The organism is Plantibacter sp. M259, from assembly GCF_006065115.1.
GTDB classification, from domain to species: domain Bacteria; phylum Actinomycetota; class Actinomycetes; order Actinomycetales; family Microbacteriaceae; genus Plantibacter; species Plantibacter auratus.
The window spans coordinates 3,294,068-3,311,886 of record NZ_CP040750.1 but is presented as its reverse complement, the minus strand read 5'-3'; the positions used below and the strand labels follow the sequence as shown (position 1 = coordinate 3,311,886).

The 17,819-nt window shown below is 70.2% G+C and carries 15 protein-coding genes and 1 riboswitch; of the genes, 7 read left to right on the top strand and 8 right to left on the bottom strand.

Going from position 1 to position 17,819, the window contains the following annotated elements:
• Positions 1–12: 12 nt before the first annotated feature.
• The 5 genes from mgrA to rsmI form a co-directional block, all read right to left on the bottom strand.
• Entirely contained in the window at positions 13–1,080 is a 1,068-nt protein-coding gene (gene mgrA / locus FGL15_RS15515) for an L-glyceraldehyde 3-phosphate reductase (protein WP_138946643.1), read from the bottom strand.
• A gap of 9 nt (positions 1,081–1,089) precedes the next feature.
• Positions 1,090–1,941 (bottom strand): 16S rRNA (adenine(1518)-N(6)/adenine(1519)-N(6))-dimethyltransferase RsmA, encoded by an 852-nt coding sequence (gene rsmA / locus FGL15_RS15510; RefSeq protein WP_138946642.1) that lies wholly within the window; start codon positions 1,939–1,941, stop codon positions 1,090–1,092.
• A 75-nt stretch (positions 1,942–2,016) separates the two neighbouring features.
• The gene (locus tag FGL15_RS15505; RefSeq protein ID WP_138946640.1) at positions 2,017–2,922 is read right to left on the bottom strand and encodes a TatD family hydrolase; all 906 of its coding nucleotides are present in this window, start codon (positions 2,920–2,922) and stop codon (positions 2,017–2,019) included.
• Positions 2,919–4,499, bottom strand: a complete 1,581-nt coding sequence (gene metG, locus FGL15_RS15500; protein WP_079001972.1) for a methionine--tRNA ligase — start codon at positions 4,497–4,499, stop codon at positions 2,919–2,921. The genes FGL15_RS15505 and metG overlap by 4 nt, the downstream gene beginning before the upstream one ends.
• A gap of 41 nt (positions 4,500–4,540) precedes the next feature.
• Positions 4,541–5,398, bottom strand: a complete 858-nt coding sequence (gene rsmI, locus FGL15_RS15495) for a 16S rRNA (cytidine(1402)-2'-O)-methyltransferase (protein WP_124768941.1) — start codon at positions 5,396–5,398, stop codon at positions 4,541–4,543.
• 68 nt (positions 5,399–5,466) lie between these two features.
• On the opposite strand from rsmI, the gene FGL15_RS15490 reads away from it, so the two are divergent.
• Complete coding sequence (locus FGL15_RS15490) at positions 5,467–7,029, top strand: dolichyl-phosphate-mannose--protein mannosyltransferase (RefSeq protein WP_240773564.1); 1,563 nt, start codon at positions 5,467–5,469, stop codon at positions 7,027–7,029.
• Positions 7,030–7,042: 13 nt separating this feature from the next.
• Complete coding sequence (locus FGL15_RS15485; RefSeq protein ID WP_138946639.1) at positions 7,043–8,062, top strand: YeiH family protein; 1,020 nt, start codon at positions 7,043–7,045, stop codon at positions 8,060–8,062.
• Positions 8,063–8,090: 28 nt separating this feature from the next.
• On the opposite strand, the gene FGL15_RS15480 is transcribed toward FGL15_RS15485, so the two are convergent.
• Positions 8,091–8,414, bottom strand: coding sequence for a multidrug efflux SMR transporter (locus FGL15_RS15480; RefSeq protein WP_079003866.1), 324 nt, complete (start codon positions 8,412–8,414; stop codon positions 8,091–8,093).
• A gap of 14 nt (positions 8,415–8,428) precedes the next feature.
• Positions 8,429–8,492: riboswitch (guanidine-III (ykkC-III) riboswitch) on the bottom strand.
• A gap of 108 nt (positions 8,493–8,600) precedes the next feature.
• Between FGL15_RS15480 and FGL15_RS15475 the strand changes: the two genes are divergently transcribed.
• From FGL15_RS15475 to FGL15_RS15465, 3 genes are all read left to right on the top strand, one after another.
• Entirely contained in the window at positions 8,601–9,890 is a 1,290-nt protein-coding gene (locus FGL15_RS15475; protein ID WP_138946638.1) for an O-acetylhomoserine aminocarboxypropyltransferase/cysteine synthase family protein, read from the top strand.
• Between the two features lie 151 nt (positions 9,891–10,041).
• Positions 10,042–10,533 carry a CoA-binding protein gene (locus tag FGL15_RS15470; protein WP_370282230.1) on the top strand — a complete coding sequence of 164 codons (492 nt, stop codon included), beginning with the start codon at positions 10,042–10,044 and terminating at the stop codon, positions 10,531–10,533.
• Between the two features lie 62 nt (positions 10,534–10,595).
• Positions 10,596–13,871 carry a BTAD domain-containing putative transcriptional regulator gene (locus tag FGL15_RS15465; RefSeq protein WP_138946636.1) on the top strand — a complete coding sequence of 1,092 codons (3,276 nt, stop codon included), beginning with the start codon at positions 10,596–10,598 and terminating at the stop codon, positions 13,869–13,871.
• Positions 13,872–13,895: 24 nt separating this feature from the next.
• Here the strand turns inward: FGL15_RS15465 and FGL15_RS15460 are convergent, their stop codons facing one another.
• Complete coding sequence (locus tag FGL15_RS15460) at positions 13,896–14,711, bottom strand: ABC transporter permease (protein WP_064296503.1); 816 nt, start codon at positions 14,709–14,711, stop codon at positions 13,896–13,898.
• Complete coding sequence (locus FGL15_RS15455; RefSeq protein ID WP_138946635.1) at positions 14,708–15,721, bottom strand: ATP-binding cassette domain-containing protein; 1,014 nt, start codon at positions 15,719–15,721, stop codon at positions 14,708–14,710. Before FGL15_RS15455 ends, FGL15_RS15460 begins: the two co-directional genes overlap by 4 nt.
• Positions 15,722–15,891: 170 nt before the next feature.
• Between FGL15_RS15455 and FGL15_RS15450 the strand changes: the two genes are divergently transcribed.
• Positions 15,892–17,265 (top strand): L-serine ammonia-lyase, encoded by a 1,374-nt coding sequence (locus FGL15_RS15450; protein ID WP_138946634.1) that lies wholly within the window; start codon positions 15,892–15,894, stop codon positions 17,263–17,265.
• Positions 17,266–17,337: 72 nt separating this feature from the next.
• Positions 17,338–17,799 (top strand): rhodanese-like domain-containing protein, encoded by a 462-nt coding sequence (locus FGL15_RS15445; RefSeq protein WP_138946632.1) that lies wholly within the window; start codon positions 17,338–17,340, stop codon positions 17,797–17,799.
• Positions 17,800–17,819: the final 20 nt, after the last annotated feature.

Here is a 17,819-nt window from a genome sequence, read left to right as displayed (position 1 = left end):
CCTCAGACCGCGTCACTTGTCGGAGGAGTCCGCCCAGATGTTGACGTCGGCGCCCTCCGCGAGTCGGTCGATCTCCTCGAGCTCCTCGGTCGTGAACGCGGGGCCGTCGAGCGCCGCCAGGTTCTCGTCCAGCTGCTCGGGGCGGGAGGCGCCGATGAGGGCTGAGGTGATCGCGGGGTTGTTCAGGACCCAGGCGAGCGACATCTGCGCGAGGGTCTGCCCGCGCTCCACGGCGATGTCGTTGAGGGACCGGAGGCGGGTCGCCATCTCCTCGCTCACCTGCCGGTCGGGCAGGGACGGACGGTTCGTCGCACGCTCGGCCGGGCGGTCGCCGAGGTACTTGTCGGTGAGCAGGCCCTGCGCGAGCGGCACGAACGCGATCGCGCCGAGGCCGGTCTCGGTCAGCACCTCGGTGAGGCCGTCCTCGACCCAGCGGTTGAGGATCGAGTACGACGGCTGGTGGATCACGAGCGGCGTGCCGAGCTCGCGAGCGACGGCGTGTGCGGCGGCCGTCCGCTCGGCCGAGTACGACGAGATGCCGACGTACAGGGCCTTGCCGGAGCGCACGATCGCGTCGAGCGCGCCCACGGTCTCCTCGATGGGCGTGACCTCGTCGACCCGGTGCGAGTAGAAGATGTCGACGTAGTCGAGACCCATCCGCTCGAGCGACTCGTCGAGGCTCGCGGTCAGGTACTTCTTCGAACCGAAGTTGCCGTACGGGCCTGGCCAGAAGTCGTAGCCGGCCTTCGAGGAGATGATGAGCTCGTTGCGGTACGGACCGAAGTCCTCGCGCATCATGCGACCGAAGTTCGTCTCGGCGGAGCCGTAGGGCGGGCCGTAGTTATTCGCGAGGTCGAAGTGCGTGATGCCGTGGTCGAACGCGTGGCGCAGGAGCGCGCGCTGCCCGTCGAACGGCCGGTTGTCGCCGAAGTTGTACCAGAGGCCGAGCGAGATCGGCGGGAGGAAGAGGCCCGAGGTGCCGACCTGGCGGTAGTCGTTCCGCGCGTAGCGGTCGTCCGCCGCAGCGTACGGGCGGTGGATGTCGGGGACGTTCAGCGGGAATCGAGCATCAGCGGTCATGCGCCAACGTTATCGTCCCGCACGCACGATCGACAGGAAGTCGTGGACCGTGAGCTCCTCGCCGCGGGCCGTCGGCTTCACCCCGGCGGCCTCCATCTGCTCCGTCGCGGCCTGGGAGCTGCCGAGGACGCTCCCGAGTGCCTGCCGGAGCATCTTGCGACGCTGCTGGAACGCCGCGTCGATGAGCGCGAAGGTCTTGATGCGCTCCTCCTCGGTGCCGATGACGTCGCTGCGCCGCTCGAATCCGACGAGCACGGAGTCGACGTTCGGAATGGGCCAGAACACCTGGCGGCTCACCTGGCCGGCGATGCGCCACGCGCCGAACCAGGCGGCCTTCGCGCTCGGTGCGCCGTAGACCTTGCTCCCCGGGCCGGCGGCGAGTCGGTAGCCGACCTCGGCCTGCACCATGACGACACCGGCCGTCAGCGAGGTGAAGTGCTCCAGGAAGTGCAGGAGGACGGGCACGGAGATGTTGTACGGCAGGTTGGCGACGAGTCGGTTGGGCTGCGCCGGGAGTTCCTCGATGCGCATCGCGTCCTCGTGGACGACCGACAACCGGTCGATCATGCCCGGTGCCATCTCCCCCACGGTGAGCGGCAGCTGCTTGGCGAGCCGACCGTCGATCTCGACGGCGACGACGCTCGCGTCGGCCTCGAGCAGGCCGAGGGTCAGCGAGCCGAGTCCAGGGCCGATCTCGACGACGACGTCGCCCGGAGCGACGTGCGCGACCGACACGATCTTGCGGACGGTGTTCGCGTCGATGACGAAGTTCTGACCGAGCTTCTTCGTCGGCGTCACGTCCAGCAGGGTGGCGAGATCTCGGATCTCGGCGGGGCCGAGCAGGGCGACGGAGGCGGTCATCCCTCCAGTATCCCTGATCGCGGAGCCGGTCCTCGTCGGGCGACGGGCGCGAGGCTCGGTGACGGGCTCAGTCGCTCAGTCGGCCCAGGAGCCGTAGACGCGCTCGGTGTTCGTCGCGAGCTGCGTCGCGAACGCGGCGACGTCCTCGCCCAGGTGCTCGGCCATGCCGCGCACCGTGTACGGGAGGAGGTACGGCGCGTTCGGCCGACCGCGGAACGGTGCGGGCGTGAGGTAGGGCGCGTCGGTCTCGACCATGATCAACTCGCGGGGCATGATCGCGAGCGCCTCACGCAGCGGTGCGGCGTTCTTGAACGTGACCGTCCCGGCGAAGGAGGCGTACCAGCCGTGCTCGGCGCACAGCTCGGCGAGCTCCGGGCCGCCCGAGAAGCAGTGGAAGACGGTGCGTTCCGGAGCGCCCACCCGCAGGAGCGTCTCGACGACCTCGTCGTGGGCGTCGCGATCGTGGATCTGCAGCGCGACACCGTGGCGCTTCGCGATGGCGATGTGCGCTTCGAACGATGCGAACTGCGCTGCGCGGCCGTCCTCCTCGGTGCGGAAGAAGTCGAGGCCGGTCTCGCCGACGGCGCGGACACGAGGCTCCGCCGCCAGCCGGTCGATCTCGGCCAGCGCCTCGTCCAGGGTGCCCGCGCGGTCGAGGTCCGGTGCGTCGTTGGGGTGGATCGCGACCGCCGCGAGCACGCGGGGGTCACGAGCGGCGATCGCCGCCGACCAACGCGAGGTCTCGACGTCGGTGCCGACCTGCACGATGCCACGGACCCCGACGGAGGCCGCCCGGTCCAAGTGCTCCGACGGGGTCAGCGGGGCGTCGCCGTCGGCGTGCTCGAGGTGCGTGTGGTTGTCGTAGACCGCGACCGGCAGCGCCTCAGGTGCCTCGGGGTAGCTCAGCTGCTTCCGCTCCCCCGCTTCGCGCTGCCGCAGGTGCGGTGTGGCGGCCGGATCCGGCGCGACGCCCTCGCTCATTCGGCGACGGCCTCGATCCGCGGGAACAGCGGCTCGAGCCCTGCCACCGAGGTGCCGGCGGGCAGCTGCCCCCAGGTGCCGACATCGCCGATGCGCTGTGCCCCGAGCTCGCCGAGGGCTGCTTCGGCGCCGAGGGCCGACCACAGCTTGGTGGTCGCCTTCGGGACGAAGGGGTGCAGCAGGACCGACAGGGCGCGCAGCCCCTCGACCGCCGTGGCGAGCACGGTGCCGAGCCGCTCCCGCTTGGCCTCGTCCTTCGCGAGCGCCCACGGCTCCTGCTCGGTGATGTAGCCGTTCAGCTCGTCGACGATCCGCCAGATGGCGGCGAGGGCGTCCTGGATGGCGAGGCGCTCGATCGCGGCGTCGGCGTCGGCTGCAGCGCGGGCGACCGTCTCCTGGATGGCCACGTCGGCCGGTTCGGCAGGACCGCTCGCCGGCACGACGCCGTCGAAGTACCGCGTCACCATGGCGAGCACGCGCGACGCGAGGTTGCCGAAGCCGTTCGCGAGCTCCGCCTGGTACCGCGCGGAGAGGTCCTCCCAGCTGAACGAACCGTCCTGCCCGAAGGCGATGGCGCGCATGAAGTAGTAGCGGAACGCGTCGGAGCCGAAGGTGTCGGTGATCTCACTCGGTGCGATACCGGTGAGCTTCGACTTCGACATCTTCTCGCCGCCGACGAGCAGCCAGCCGTGACCGAAGACCCGCTTCGGGACCTCGAGCCCGGCGGCCATGAGCATGGCCGGCCAGATGACCGCGTGGAACCGCAGGATGTCCTTGCCGACGATCTGCGTGGCGGGCCAGCGCTCGGCGAACGCCTCCTCGTCGGAGCCGTACCCGGCGGCGGTGATGTAGTTGAGCAGGGCGTCGAACCAGACGTAGACGACGTGGCTCTCGTCCCACGGCACCTTGATGCCCCAGTCGAAGGTCGAGCGGGAGATGGACAGGTCTTTAAGCCCCTGGCGCACGAACTGGATGACCTCGTTGCGCGCCGACTCCGGCTGCACGAACTCCGGTCGCTCCTCGTAGAGGGCCAGCAGGCGTTCGGCGAAGTCACTCATGCGGAAGAAGTAGTTGCTTTCCTGGAGCAGTTCGACCGGCTTCGAGTGGATCGCGCACACGAGCTGCCCGACGTACTCGCCGGTGCCCTGTACGAGGTCGCTCTCCTGCTTGTACTCCTCACAGCCGACGCAGTAGTACCCCTCGAACTCACCGGTGTAGATGAAGCCGGCGTCGTACAGGCGCTGGAGGAAGAGCTGGACGTTCTGTTCGTGCCGCACGTCCGTCGTGCGGATGAAGTCGTCGTTCGAGATGTCGATCGTGTCGAGCAGCGGGTACCAGGACTCGCTCACGAGCTTGTCGGCCCACTCCTTCGGCGTCACGCCGTTCGCAGTCGCTGTGCGCAGGATCTTCTGGCCGTGCTCGTCGGTCCCGGTCAGGAACCAGGTGCGGTCGCCGGCCTGACGGTGCCAGCGCGCGAGGACGTCCGCGGCCACCTCCGTGTAGGCGTGCCCGATGTGCGGGGCATCGTTGACGTAGAAGATGGGCGTGGTGATGTAGAACGAGGTGCCGTCGGCCATGGGGTCAATCCTAGGACGAGCGGGCGTCGCCACCGTGCCTGTTACGGTGCGGGACGCACCTGCGCGTCCGGCGACGCCTTCGGGGGCCGGGCGGCGAGGGCCGCCTGGTACAGGTCGCGCTTCGAGAGGCCGGTGGCCTCGGCGACCTCGTTGGAAGCGTCCTTCAGGCGCGTGCCCGAGGCCACGAGCGCGAGCACCTGCTCGAGCGCGGTGGCCGGATCGGCCTCGACGGCCTCAGCACCGGCGATGACGATGCAGATCTCGCCCTTCACACCCCCGGACGCCCATTCGGCCAGTTCAGCGGCCGTTCCCCGTTTGACCTCCTCGAACAGCTTGGTGAGCTCCCGGCACACGGCCACGCGACGATCGGCTCCGAGCACGGAGGCGATGTCCTCGAGGGAGGAGGCGAGTCGGTTGGGCGATTCGAAGAACACCATCGTGCGCGGCTCGGTCGCGAGCGCTCGGAGGCTGCTGCGTCGGTCGCCCGGCTTCCGCGGGAGGAACCCCTCGAAGGTAAAGCGGTCGGTCGCGAGGCCGGACACGGCGAGCGCCGTGACGACCGCCGACGGCCCGGGGATCGCGGTGACCTGGACGTCTGCGGCCGCCGCCGCGTCGACGAGGTGGAAGCCGGGGTCGGACACGGTCGGCATGCCGGCGTCGCTGAGCACGAGCACGTCGGTCTCGCGGGCCAGTTCGACGATCTCGGCCGCGCGTTCGCGCTCATTGTGGTCGTGCATGGCGATGAGCCGCGGCCGCGATTCCACACCGAGGGCGCGCAGCAGGTGGATGGCCGTCCGGGTGTCCTCGGCGACGATGACCTCCGCCGCGGCCAGCGCCTCCCGGAGTCGTGGCGACGCATCGCCGAGGTTGCCGATGGGGGTCGCTCCGAGGATGATCACCGGACCAGTCTCCCATCCGGTCGGGGTGGTTAGATGAGACGGTGTCGGTCGATCTTCTGGAAGCCCCTGTGACGGGATCCCGCCTCGACCGCTGGTGGGAGCGGATGCTGCGCACCGAGCGCCGCCGGAAGCTCTGGATCTGGGGCGGCCCGGCCGCGGTGACGCTCCTCGCGTTCGTGCTGCGGTTCTGGAACCTCGGTCACCCGCACTCGCTCGTCTTCGACGAGACCTTCTACGTGAAGGACTCGTGGTCGCTGTGGCTGAACGGCTACGAGAGCACCTGGCCGGACGGGGCCGACGAGGGCTTCGCGAACGGCGACGCGGGCAGCCCGAGCACGAATCCCTCCTACGTCGTGCACCCACCACTCGGCAAGTGGCTGATCGCGCTCGGCATCGCCGTGTTCGGCATCGACGACAGCACCGGGTGGCGCATCTCCACCGTGATCGCCGGAACGCTCGCGGTCCTGCTCGTCACGCTCATCGCCAAGCGGTTGTTCACCTCGTCGATCCTCGCCGTCCTGGCCGGGTTCCTGTTCGCGATCGACGGCCACGCGATCGTCATGGCCCGGGTCTCGCTGCTCGACAACTTCGTCATGTTCTTCGTACTGGCGGGATTCGGCGCGATCCTGTTGGACCGGTCGTGGCACGCGTCACGCCTGGCGGCGAAGGTCGCGTCAGCCCGGGCGAGGGGCGCCGATCCGGCCTGGGGTCCCGTCCTCTGGTGGCGGCCGTGGCTGCTCGCAGCAGGGGTCGCGTTCGGCGCGGCCACCGCGGTCAAGTGGAACGGACTGTACTTCCTCGCCGCGTTCGGCGTGTACGTGATCGTCACGGATCTGCTGCTCCGACGTCGACTGGGCCTCAGCCTGTGGGCGAGCGCGGCGGTCCTCAAGCAGGGCCCCGTGTCCTTCGTGACCCTCGTCCCCGTGGCCGCCGTCGTGTACCTCGCCAGCTGGACCGGGTGGATCAGGACATCCGGCGGGTACGACCGTCAGTGGGCGGACGCGGTGGGCAACGCCTGGACCGGCACCTTCGCGTGGGTCCCCCACTGGTTCCAGAGCCTGCTCCACTACCACCAGAGCGCCTACAGCTTCCACGTCGGCCTCAGCACCCCGCACCCCTACGCCGCGAACCCGCTCGGCTGGCTGCTCATGATCCGGCCGACGAGCATGTACTACCAGTCCCCCGCCACCGGGACCGACGGCTGCGCGTGGGACGCCTGCTCCTCCGCGATCACCTCGATCGGCAACCCGCTCATCTGGTGGGGCGCCGCCGGCGCGCTCGGCTACTGCGTCTACCGGCTCGTCCGGTACCGCGAATGGCAGGTCGGGCTCATCGTCCTCGGAGTCGCCGCGGGGTACCTGCCCTGGCTGCTCTACCTGAACCGGACGGTGTTCCAGTTCTACACGATCGTCTTCGAGCCGTACCTCATCCTCGCGCTCGTCTTCGCGATCGGGAAGATCCTCGGGTCCCGCGACGACCCGGAGGAACGACGGTTCGCCGGCATCGGCGTCATCGGGGTGTTCGTGACCATCACGACGCTGTTGAGCATCTTCTGGTATCCGCTCTGGACCGCCATCACCGTGCCCTACTGGTTCTGGCACCTGCACGCCTGGTTGCCGTCATGGGTGTGACGGGAGGACGACGATGAAGGCGCTCCCCGGGGTGCTCGTCGCCGGTGCCGCGGCGCTCGCCGCCCTGGGCCTCCACACCCTCCTGCCGGTCGTCCCGCTGCTGACCGCGAGCGTGCTGCTCGGCATGGTGGCGGGCCAGCTTCCGCCGTTCCAGCGGCTCGCAGCCGGTGTCCTGAAGCCGGGACTCGGCATGAGCGCGAAACGGTTCATGCGGATCGGTGTCGTGCTGCTGGGGTTGAAGCTGAGCCTCGTCGACATCGCCGGCCTGGGGTGGGTCACGCTCGCCACCACGGTGGCGATCGTCGTCGTCACCTTCTTCGTCACCCTCTGGTTCGGCCGGAGACTGGGGCTCACGGGCCCCGAACCGCTCCTCATCGCCACGGGCTTCTCCATCTGCGGCGCCTCCGCCATCGGCGCGATGAGCGGCGTCGTGAAGGCGAAGGACGAGGAACAGGCGACGCCCGTCGCGCTCGTCACCCTCTGCGGGACCCTCGCGATCTTCGTCCTCCCGGCGCTCCGCGGCCCACTCGGACTCAGCGACGAGCAGTTCGGTCACTGGGTGGGGGCGAGTGTGCACGACGTGGGTCAGGTCGTCGCGACCGCCCAGATCGCCGGCACGAGCGCACTCGCGATCGCCGTCGTCGTCAAGCTGACCCGCGTCGTGCTCCTCGCCCCCATGGTCGCCGCCGCCGCGACGATCGAGCGCCGTCGACTCCTGACGGTGTCGGCCGGCACCGGTGCGCAGGTCGATGCCGACGGGACCGCGACCGCAACCCGACCGCCGATCGTCCCGCTGTTCGTCGCGGGCTTCATCGCCGCGGTCCTCGTCCGCACCCTGCTCCCGGTGCCCGAGCTCGTCCTCGACGTCGCCGACGGCGTGCAGACCGCACTGCTGGCGATGGCGCTCTTCGCACTCGGCGCCGCGATCCGCGTCCGCACACTCGTCACCACCGGGTGGCGCGCGCTCGTCGTCGGGCTCGTCTCCTGGCTCCTCATCGCGGTGCTCGCGCTCGGAGCGGTGCACCTGGCCTGAGGCAGGGGTGCATACCTGACCAGCGCGGCTAGTGCTCGCCGCCCACGATCTTCAGGCCGATGACGCAGCCGATGAGTCCGAGGATGAGCAGCACCTTGACGACCGACAGCTGCTCGCCGCCGAAGGTCATGGCGTACCCGACGGTGAGCGCTGCGCCGATCCCGACCCAGACCGCGTAGGCGGTACCCACCGGGATGTCGCGCATGGCCCAGGCGAGGCCGGCCATGCTGAGCACGAGCGCCCCCGCGAACGTCACGGTCGGCCAGAGCTTCGTGAAGCCCTCGGACTTGCCGAGCGCCGTCGCCCAAACGGCCTCCAGGACGCCGGACGCGATGAGTACGATCCAAGACATGACGATCACTCCCAAGTGGTCAGTCTTGTCGCGTTCCGGGTACTGCGCCCTCGTCCGGCAGCCCGATCAGGGCTGTGCCCCACACGATACGCCGACGCCCTGGGCAGGCCCTGTGCAGTGCGGTCGAATGCGACGCAATGTTGCAGCACGGTGAAGCGCTCGACGGTGCTCCGGTAGCGTGAACGCATGGCAGATCGTGAGTATGGCTTCCGCACGCGTGCGATCCACGCGGGCAACATCCCCGACCAGGTGACCGGCGCACGGGCGCTGCCCATCTACCAGTCGAGCGCCTTCGTCTTCGACGACACCTCCGACGCCGCCGCCCGCTTCGCCCTGCAGAAGTACGGGAACATCTACTCCCGCCTCGCCAACCCGACGGTCGCGAGCTTCGAGGAGCGCATCGCCAGCCTCGAAGGCGGCCTCGGTGCCGTCGCGACCGCCTCCGGTCTCGCCGCGCAGTACATCACCTTCGCCTCGCTGGCCGGACAGGGCGACCACATCGTCGCCTCGGCCAACCTCTACGGCGGCTCGATCACGCAGCTCGACGTCACCCTCCGCCGGTTCGGCATCGAGACCACCTTCGTGCAGTCCTCCGACGCCGCCGACTACGCCGCCGCCATCCAGGAGAACACGAAGCTCGTCTTCGCCGAGACGGTCGCGAACCCCTCGGGCGAGATCGCCGACATCGAGGGCCTCGCCGACGTCGCGCACGCACACGGCATTCCGCTCATCATCGACTCGACCATCGCGACGCCCTACCTCAACCGCCCGATCGAGTGGGGCGCCGACATCGTCACGCACTCGGCCACCAAATTCCTCGGCGGCCACGGCACGACCCTCGGTGGCGTCGTCGTCGAAAGCGGGCGCTTCGACTGGAACACCGACAAGTTCCCCCTGTTCGGTCAGCCTGTCCCGAGCTACGGCGGCCTGCAGTGGTCGGGCAACTTCGGCGAATACGCCTTCCTCACCCGGCTGCGCGCCGAGCAGCTCCGCGACATCGGTCCGGCGCTCGCACCGCACTCGGCCTTCCTCCTCGCCCAGGGCGTCGAGACGCTGCCGTTCCGGATCCAGGCCCACGTCGACAACGCGCGCATCGTCGCCGAGTGGCTCGACGCCGACCCGCGCATCGCCGCCGTCAACTGGGCCGGACTCCCGGCTCACCCGCACCATGAGCGTGCGAACAAATACCTGCCGAAGGGGCCGGGCTCGGTCTTCAGCTTCGAGGTGAAGGGTGGCCGTCAGGTCGGCCAGAAGCTCATCGAGTCCGTCGACCTCGCGAGCCACCTGGCGAACATCGGCGACGCGAAGACGCTCATCATCCACCCCGCGTCGACGACGCATGCGCAGCTGTCCGACCAGCAACTCGTCGACGCCGGTGTGCTGCCGGGCATCGTCCGGCTGAGCGTCGGCATCGAGGACCCTGACGACATCATCTACGACCTCGACCAGGCGCTCGCCGCAGCGGTGAAGGAGTAGTGGCATGAGCACTTCGACAAGCTCAGTGACCGGTGTGGACGCGACCGTGACCGGTGCGGACGCGACCGAGACCGGTGTGGACGCGACCGAGACGGTCCGGCTCACCAACGGCCTCACCTGCTCGCTGCCCGCCGATTCGCCGCTCGCGAAGCTGCTGCGTTCGCAGCGCACCTGGGCGGGCCCCGACGCGAAGGCCCGCCTGAAGCTCCTCCGCGAGGCGAAGTCCGTCGCGATCGTCGGCGCCTCCCCGAACCCGGCGCGTTCCTCGTACTTCGTGGGCACCTACCTGCAGCAGTCGAGCGACTTCACGATCTACTTCGTGAACCCGAACGCCACGGAGATCCTCGGTCAGCCCGCCTACCCCGACCTCGCCTCCCTGCCGGAGGTACCCGACATCGTCGACGTCTTCCGCAAGGCGAGCGACATCCCACAGGTCATCGACGAGGTCGTCGCCATCGGAGCACCGACCGTCTGGGTGCAGCTCGGCATCTGGAACCAGGAGGCAGCCGAGTACGGCGAGTCGAAGGGTCTGAACGTCGTGATGGACCGCTGCATCAAGGTGGAGCACGCCCGGTTCCACGGCGGCCTCCACCTGCTCGGCTTCGACACCGGCCAGATCACCGCCCGCAAGACCCTGCGCTGAGGGCAGTCCGGCTCACGACGACTCCACCAGCTCCGGGACAGCGCCCTGGATACACTCGAGACGTGCCTGCGTCGAACCTTCGAGTGACCGTCCTGGGGCCGGTGCTCGTCGAGGGACGCACCGGACGGCTCGTCGAACCCGGCGGCCGGCTCGCCAAAGCGCTGGTGACGATCCTGGTGCTCGCGGACGGGCGCGCCGTGTCGACGGCCGCCCTCATCGACGAGCTGTGGGACGACGCACCGCCCGCGGGTGCCAAAGCCGCGCTGCAGACCCTGGTCTCGCGGGTTCGCGCCGTGTCGGCGCCGGACCTCATCGACTCCTCGGCCGCCGGCTATCGACTGTCGATCGACCAGTCCTTGGTCGACCTCCACGTCGCCGCGCAGGCGGCCGATGCGGCGTCGACGGCCATCCGCGCCGCCGACCCGCACACCGCGGGCACGCTCACCCGGGACGCGCTCCTCCTCTGGACCGGTGATCCCGGCGCGGAACTGGAAGGCCCACTCGGCGAGGAGCTGGCGCACCGCGCGGCGCGGCTGCGCGACGAGCTGCGCCGGGTGCGTGCCCAGAGCCGCCTCGAACTCGGCGACGGCGCGGCCGTCATCACCGATCTCGAGGCGCTCGTCGCCGCCGATCCGCTCGACGACGCCACACAGCTGATGCTCTTCAACGCCTACGCGCAGAGCGGACGTCGCTCCGACGCGATGCAGCTCTTCGCCGACCACCGTCATCGGCTCCGGGACGAGCTCGGCGCCGACCCGACATCGGCGCTGGTTGCGGCGCACGCGGCGCTCCTGCAGGACGCCGTCGAGCCGTCACCTCCGGCGGCCACTCCCCCGACCGCCCGGGTCTCCAGCATGGTGCTCGGGCTCCGAACGGCGCCGAACGAGCTCCTCGGTCGCGACACCGATCTCGACGCGATCGGCACGCTCGTGTCCGAGGTCCGCCTCACCACGATCCTCGGCCCCGGTGGCCTCGGGAAGACCCGACTCGCCCAGGAGGTCGCCCGGCGCGCCACCACGACCACGCCCGGCGTCGTCGTGGTGGAACTCGCGAGCGTGCGGGACCCGGACGATCTGCCGCTCGCGGTCGCGACCGCACTCGGCATCCGCGAGGCCCCGACCCCGCGTCGGCTGAGCGAAGCGATCATGGCGCAACCGGTCGAACTGCACGAGCGCATCATCGACCGACTCTCGGAGCGGCCGACGCTGCTCGTGATGGACAACTGCGAGCACCTCGTGGACGCGGCGGCACGTTGGATCGCCGATGCGCTGGCCTGGGCCGGCGACCTCAGCGTCCTCGCGACGAGTCGGAGCCCGTTGTCGATCGCCGCCGAGCACGTCTACCAACTCGACCCGCTGGACGCTGCCGTGGACGGCGCCGACCTCGAACACGCGGGCCCGGCTGTGCGGCTGTTCGTCGAGCGTGCCCGCGCCGCCCGCCCGGGACTCCATGTGCCACTCGACGCCGCGGCGCGTCTCTGCGCGAAACTCGACGGCCTTCCGCTGGCCATCGAACTCGCGGCGGCGCGCACCAGATCCATGTCGGTCGAAGAGGTCGAGCGACGACTCGGGAACCGCTTCACCCTGCTGACCGCCGGTGATCGCAGTGCGCCTGAGCGCCACCGCACCCTCCTCGCCGTCATCGACTGGAGTTGGAACCTGCTGGGCGAGCACGAACGCATCGTCCTCCGTCGCATGTCCAGGTTCCCCGACGGCTTCGATCTGGAGGCGGCTGCAGCGCTCGCCCCCGAGGTCGAGGTCGTGGAAGCGCTCGACGCGCTCGTCGGGCAGTCGTTGCTCACCGTGCAGGACGACCCGGCCACCGGCACCGTCCGATTCCGCATGCTCGAGACGGTCCGCGAGTTCGGCGCGATCAAGTCGGCCGAGGCGCACGAGGACGACCTCGTGCTCGACCGCACTCGGACGTGGGCGGTCGCACTCGCGGAGACGCTCCTCCCCGCCATGCAGGGACCACGACAGGTGGCGGCGTTCGCGCGCCTCGCCCTCGAACAGGACACCCTGGTGGACGTACTCCGCGGTGCGGTCGCCGACGATCGCGCCGACGTCGTCGCCCCGGTCTTCGCGGGACTCGCCCTCTTCTGGACGATCCGCAGCGCCCATCAGGAGGTCCTGGTCTTCGGAACGGCCGTCCTCGACGTGCTCCGCCACCAGGACCCGGAGTCGGTGTCGACCGACACCCCTGCCATCGCCGTCGCCATCATCACCGTGACCTTCCTCGCCACCGATCCCCGCACGTCCGCGCGGGCGATCGGCGTCCTCCGTCGACTCGAACGGGCGCGGACGACACAGGCCCCACGGATGCGCGCGATGGTCAGCCTGTTGCTGGTCGCGGGTCGCCCCGAACGCGCGGAGGCCCTCCTCCGCGAGTACTCCCGGTCGACCGACCCGCATGTCGCGAACCTCGGGAACCTCATGGCGGCCCAGGCGGCGGAGAACGACGGCGACCCCCGCGCCGCCGAAGCGGCCGCCCTGCGCGCGAACGACCTCTCGCTCACGCTCGGCGACGTCTGGGGCGCGGCCATGAGTGCGCACATGCTCGCCCAACTGCACAGCCAGAACGACGAGCCGGAGGAGGCGCTCGTCTGGGCGGCCCGCGCTGCGGAGGGGCTGACCGCGATCGGTGCCGAGGCGGACCTCCGTCAACTCGAGTGGCTGATCGCGATCGGCGACATCGCCCGCGGTGACCACGCCGCCGCCACCACCGTGCTCGACCGGTTCCTCTCGGACGACGTCTCGTTCTCCGCGTTCGCCCCGCTCCCCGAACGGCGGTCGATCGGCTGGGCCGGTCTCGCCGAGATCGCGCGGGCACAGGGCGACGTCGAACGGGGAGCCGAGCTCTACGGGAAGGCGCTCGTGGCGTTCACTCCGGGTGAGTCGCGCCGATCGCCGTGGTTCACCCTCGTCGGCTCCGCCGCGATCGCCGCCGCCGTGCTGGACGGTGTCCCGGGCGCCACCGAGGTCCAGCGTCTCGTGCGGCGGGTCCGCACCCGCACCATCGCGCTGGGGCGCCTCCTCCCGAACCGGTTCGACCGACCGGTGCTGGGTTCCACCGTCATCGCCCTCGGCGCCTGGTACGTCCGCTCGGACGACGACGAGGTGCGGTTGATCGGCGCCGAGCTCGTCGCGCTCGCCAGTGCGCTCGCCTCCCGTCAGGACATCCCGTCGCTCGTCCGCACACCACATGAGGCAGCAGCGGCGGCGCGCCTCACGGCGACCGAGCGCGACCGCCTCGCCGAGCGGACCCTCTCCCTGCAGGCGCACGAGAGCGCCGCCAGGGCGTTCGAACTGCTCGGCAGTCCTGCCCTGGCGGCGCACTGATCGGTCGCTGCGGTCGTCTCGTCGTCAGGCGCGGCGCATGTACGCCCGCACGGTGAGCGGTGCGAAGACCGCGACGATGACGGCGGCACCGAGGAGCGCCAGCCAGGCGTCACCGCCGAAGACACCCGTGTTCGCGAGATCGCGGACCGCGGTCACGAGGTGCGAGACGGGGTTCACGTCCACGAAGCCCTGGAGGAAGCTCGGCATCGTCTCCGGGTTCACGAAGGCGTTCGAGAGGAACGTCAGCGGGAACAGGACGAGGAACGAGATGCCCTGCACGCTGCTCGCGCTGCGGGCGATGACCCCGAAGAACGCGAAGATCCAGCTGATGGCCCAGGCGCAGACGATCACGAGGAGCCCGGCGAGGGCCACGAAGCCGATGCCGCCCTCCGGTCGGTACCCCATGACGAAGCCCATCGCGAAGGTGAGCGTCGTGGCGATCGTGTACCGCACCGTGTCGGCGAGGAGGGCACCGGCCAGCGGTGCGATGCGGGCGATGGGCATCGACTTGAAGCGGTCGAACACGCCCTTGTCCATGTCCTCGCGGAGCTGGATGCCGGTCACGACCGAGGTCGTGATGACGGTCTGGACCAGGATGCCCGGGATGATGATCGGCAGATAGCTCGCGACGTCGCCGGCGATCGCGCCGCCGAAGATGTACGTGAACATCAGGGTGAAGATGATCGGCTGGACCGTCACGTCGATCAGCTGCTCGGGCGTGCGCTTGATCTTGAGCAGTCCGCGGTACGCCATGGTGAAGGAGTTGCGGACCGTCTGCGAGAGGCTGACGTGGTTCCGGAGGGACCGGTCTGCGGCCGGGGTGATGGTGATCGTGCTCATGCGTGGACCTGCTCTGCGGTGTCGAGGGAATCGGTGTCGGACGTGGCGTCGGCGTCGTCCGCCTCGACGCCGTGCCCGGTGAGGGTGAGGAAGACCTCGTCGAGCGTCGGCTTCTGGACGCTCATCTCCGCGAGCCGGATCCCGGCTTCCCGGAGCGTGATGAAGAGGTCGGTCACGGCGTCGGGGTCGCGCATCGGGGCCGTGATGCGGGTGGCCTCCGGCGAGACGACGGTGTCGACGCCGAGGACGCTCGAGATGACCCGACGCGCATCCTCCAGGTCGGTGGGGTCCGCGAGCCGCAGCTGCAGGGACGACTCGCCGACGGAGGCCTTCAGCTCGTCGGAGGTGCCCTCGGCGACCACGAGACCGCGGTCGATGACGGCGATGCGGTCGGCCAGCTGGTCCGCCTCGTCGAGGTACTGGGTGGTCAGGAGGACGGTCGAGCCCGTCGCGACCAGGCGGCGGATGGTGTCCCACATCTGCGCGCGGGTCCGCGGGTCGAGGCCCGTGGTCGGCTCGTCGAGGAAGATGAGGGGCGGCTGGGCGATGAGGCTCGCCGCGAGGTCGAGACGACGACGCATGCCGCCGGAGAACTTCTTCAGGGGTCGCGACGCCGCGTCGCTCAGGCCGAACTCCTCGAGGAGTTCGGCGCTCTTGCGCTTCGCCTCCGCGCGGCCGAGCCCGAGCAGTCGCGAGAAGATGACGAGGTTCTCGGTGGCCGAGAGGTTCTCGTCGACGGACGCGAACTGCGCCGTCACGCCGATGAGCTGGCGGACGACCTGCGACTCGCGCTGGATGTCGTGTCCGAAGACGGTGGCGCTGCCGGCGTCGGGACGCAGGAGCGTCGCCAGCATGCTGATGGTGGTGGTCTTGCCGGCGCCGTTCGGGCCGAGGACGCCGTAGACGGTGCCGGTGCGGACCGAGAGGTCGACGCCGTCGACCGCCCGGTTGTCGCCGAAGGTCTTCACGAGGCCGTGGGCTTCGATCGCCCAGTCGGAGCTGATACTCATGCGGATGCCTTTCGAAATCAGGTGTGGGCCGCCGGTGGGCGACCCGGACACCAGTGTGGGCGGGGGCACTCACGGATCGCTCACCTGCCGCTGACACCCGCTGACACCCGCACCCGGTGCCGAAAACGCTTAGAGTGAGAGGAGCCAGTCGCACCGAAGGGGGTCGTCCAGTGACCGCATACGTGTCCGCGTTCGACCTCTTCTCCATCGGGATCGGGCCGTCCAGCTCGCACACGGTCGGACCGATGCGGGCAGCCTTGGCGTTCGCGACCGGGCTCGCGGACGACGGCCTGCTCGACCGGGTCGACCGCGTCACGTGCTCGTTGTACGGATCGCTCGGCGCGACCGGCATCGGCCACGGCACCCCCGACGCCGTCGTCGCGGGACTCCAGGGGCTCACCCCCGAATGGTGCGATCCCGCCGAGGTCCGACGGGCCTGGAGCGACCACCCCGACGGCGCTCCGCTCACGCTCGCCGGGACGCGTGCCATCGCGTTCTCGAAGGACGACGTCTCGTTCGTGCCCAGGACGAGGCTGCCGGGCCACCCGAACGCCATGACGCTCCACGCCTGGGATCAGCGGAGCGACCTCCCCGTGCGCTCCGAGACCTACTACTCGGTCGGCGGCGGCTTCATCCGTCGTGACGGCGACGACCCGAGCACGGTGCTGCCGTCGACACCCGTGCCGATGCCGTTCCGGACCGCTGAGACGCTCATCGGGCTCTGCGACGAGACGGGGCTCCCGATCGACGCGATCGCGAGACGCAACGAAGAGGCCCTGCGGACCGCGGTCGAGGTCGACGCCGGCCTCGACGCCATCTGGACGGCCATGCGCGAGTGCGTGACCGCCGGGCTCGCCGACACCGGCACCCTCCCGGGCGGTCTCGGCGTGAAGCGCCGTGCACGTGCCGTCCGAGAGCGCCTCGACGTGGCCGAGGCCGAGAGCGGGCGCGAACTCCCCACGGAGTGGCTGCACGCGTTCGCCCTGGCGGTCAACGAGCAGAACGCCTCGGGCGGGCGGGTCGTGACCGCGCCAACGAACGGGGCCGCGGGGATCATCCCGGCGGTCGGGAGCTACTACCTGCGGTTCGTGCCGGGCGCCTCGCTCGACGGCATCCGTCGGTACCTGCTCACGGCGACCGCCATCGGCTCGCTCTTCAAGGCGAACGCGTCCATCTCGGGGGCCGAGGGCGGCTGCCAGGCCGAGGTCGGCTCGGCCTGCGCCATGGCCGCCGGTGCCCTGTGCGCCGTCCTCGACGGCACACCGCGTCAGGTCGAGAACGCCGCGGAGATCGCGATGGAGCACCACCTCGGCCTCACGTGCGACCCGGTGGGCGGGCTCGTCCAGGTCCCGTGCATCGAACGCAACGCGATCGCCTCCTCGACGGCCGTCAGCGCCGCACGCCTGTCGTTGCACGGCGACGGGACGCACCTGGTGTCCCTCGACACCGTGATCGAGACCATGCGCCAGACCGGCGTCGACATGTCGACGAAGTACAAGGAGACGAGCGAGGGCGGTCTCGCGGTCAACGTCATCGAGTGCTGAACCGCGGCGTCGTGTGACCGAGTGTTGCCGACCACCGTGGTCATCCGGGCCGCGGCCTCCTACGGTGGGCGCATGACCTCCACGCACGCGCCGTTCCTGGTGGACCCGCTCGTCTCCACCCAGTGGCTCGCGGACCATCTCGGCAGCGAGAGCCTCATCGTCCTCGACGCGAGTGTCGTCGAGCTGCCTGCGCTGGACGGCGGCCCGGTGCGGCTGGTGAGCGGCTACGACCTGTACCTCTTCGACGGGCACGTACCCGGCGCCGTGTTCGTCGAGCTGCTGGACGCGCGCCAGGGGCTCGGAGCATCCTCACCCGACGAGGTCCGGCGTGGCGCGGCGGCCATCGGCGTCACGGAGCAGCACACGGTCGTCCTGTACGACCAGTTGGACGGGCGCTCCGCCGAGCGCCTCCGTGCGGCGCTGACCGGAGCCGGGTACGAACGTGTCGCGCTCCTCGACGGTGGACTCGGGCGATGGCGTTCCGAAGCGCGCGAGCTGCGCTTCGGCCGACCGGACGGCTCGTTCGGAGCCTGACCCACCCAGGTGTCAGGGTC

Excerpts from the sequence above, each read along its gene's own strand:
- FGL15_RS15505 (WP_138946640.1), bottom strand. The coding sequence starts at position 2,922 with ATGAGCGAGGGCGTCGCGCCGGATCCGGCCGCCACACCGCACCTGCGG.
- metG (WP_079001972.1), bottom strand. The coding sequence starts at position 4,499 with ATGGCCGACGGCACCTCGTTCTACATCACCACGCCCATCTTCTACGTC.
- FGL15_RS15455 (WP_138946635.1), bottom strand. The coding sequence starts at position 15,721 with ATGAGTATCAGCTCCGACTGGGCGATCGAAGCCCACGGCCTCGTGAAG.
- FGL15_RS15475 (WP_138946638.1), top strand. The coding sequence starts at position 8,601 with ATGGCAGATCGTGAGTATGGCTTCCGCACGCGTGCGATCCACGCGGGC.
- mgrA (WP_138946643.1), bottom strand. The coding sequence starts at position 1,080 with ATGACCGCTGATGCTCGATTCCCGCTGAACGTCCCCGACATCCACCGC.
- rsmA (WP_138946642.1), bottom strand. The coding sequence starts at position 1,941 with ATGACCGCCTCCGTCGCCCTGCTCGGCCCCGCCGAGATCCGAGATCTC.
- FGL15_RS15480 (WP_079003866.1), bottom strand. The coding sequence starts at position 8,414 with ATGTCTTGGATCGTACTCATCGCGTCCGGCGTCCTGGAGGCCGTTTGG.
- FGL15_RS15445 (WP_138946632.1), top strand. The coding sequence starts at position 17,338 with ATGACCTCCACGCACGCGCCGTTCCTGGTGGACCCGCTCGTCTCCACC.
- FGL15_RS15460 (WP_064296503.1), bottom strand. The coding sequence starts at position 14,711 with ATGAGCACGATCACCATCACCCCGGCCGCAGACCGGTCCCTCCGGAAC.
- FGL15_RS15485 (WP_138946639.1), top strand. The coding sequence starts at position 7,043 with ATGAAGGCGCTCCCCGGGGTGCTCGTCGCCGGTGCCGCGGCGCTCGCC.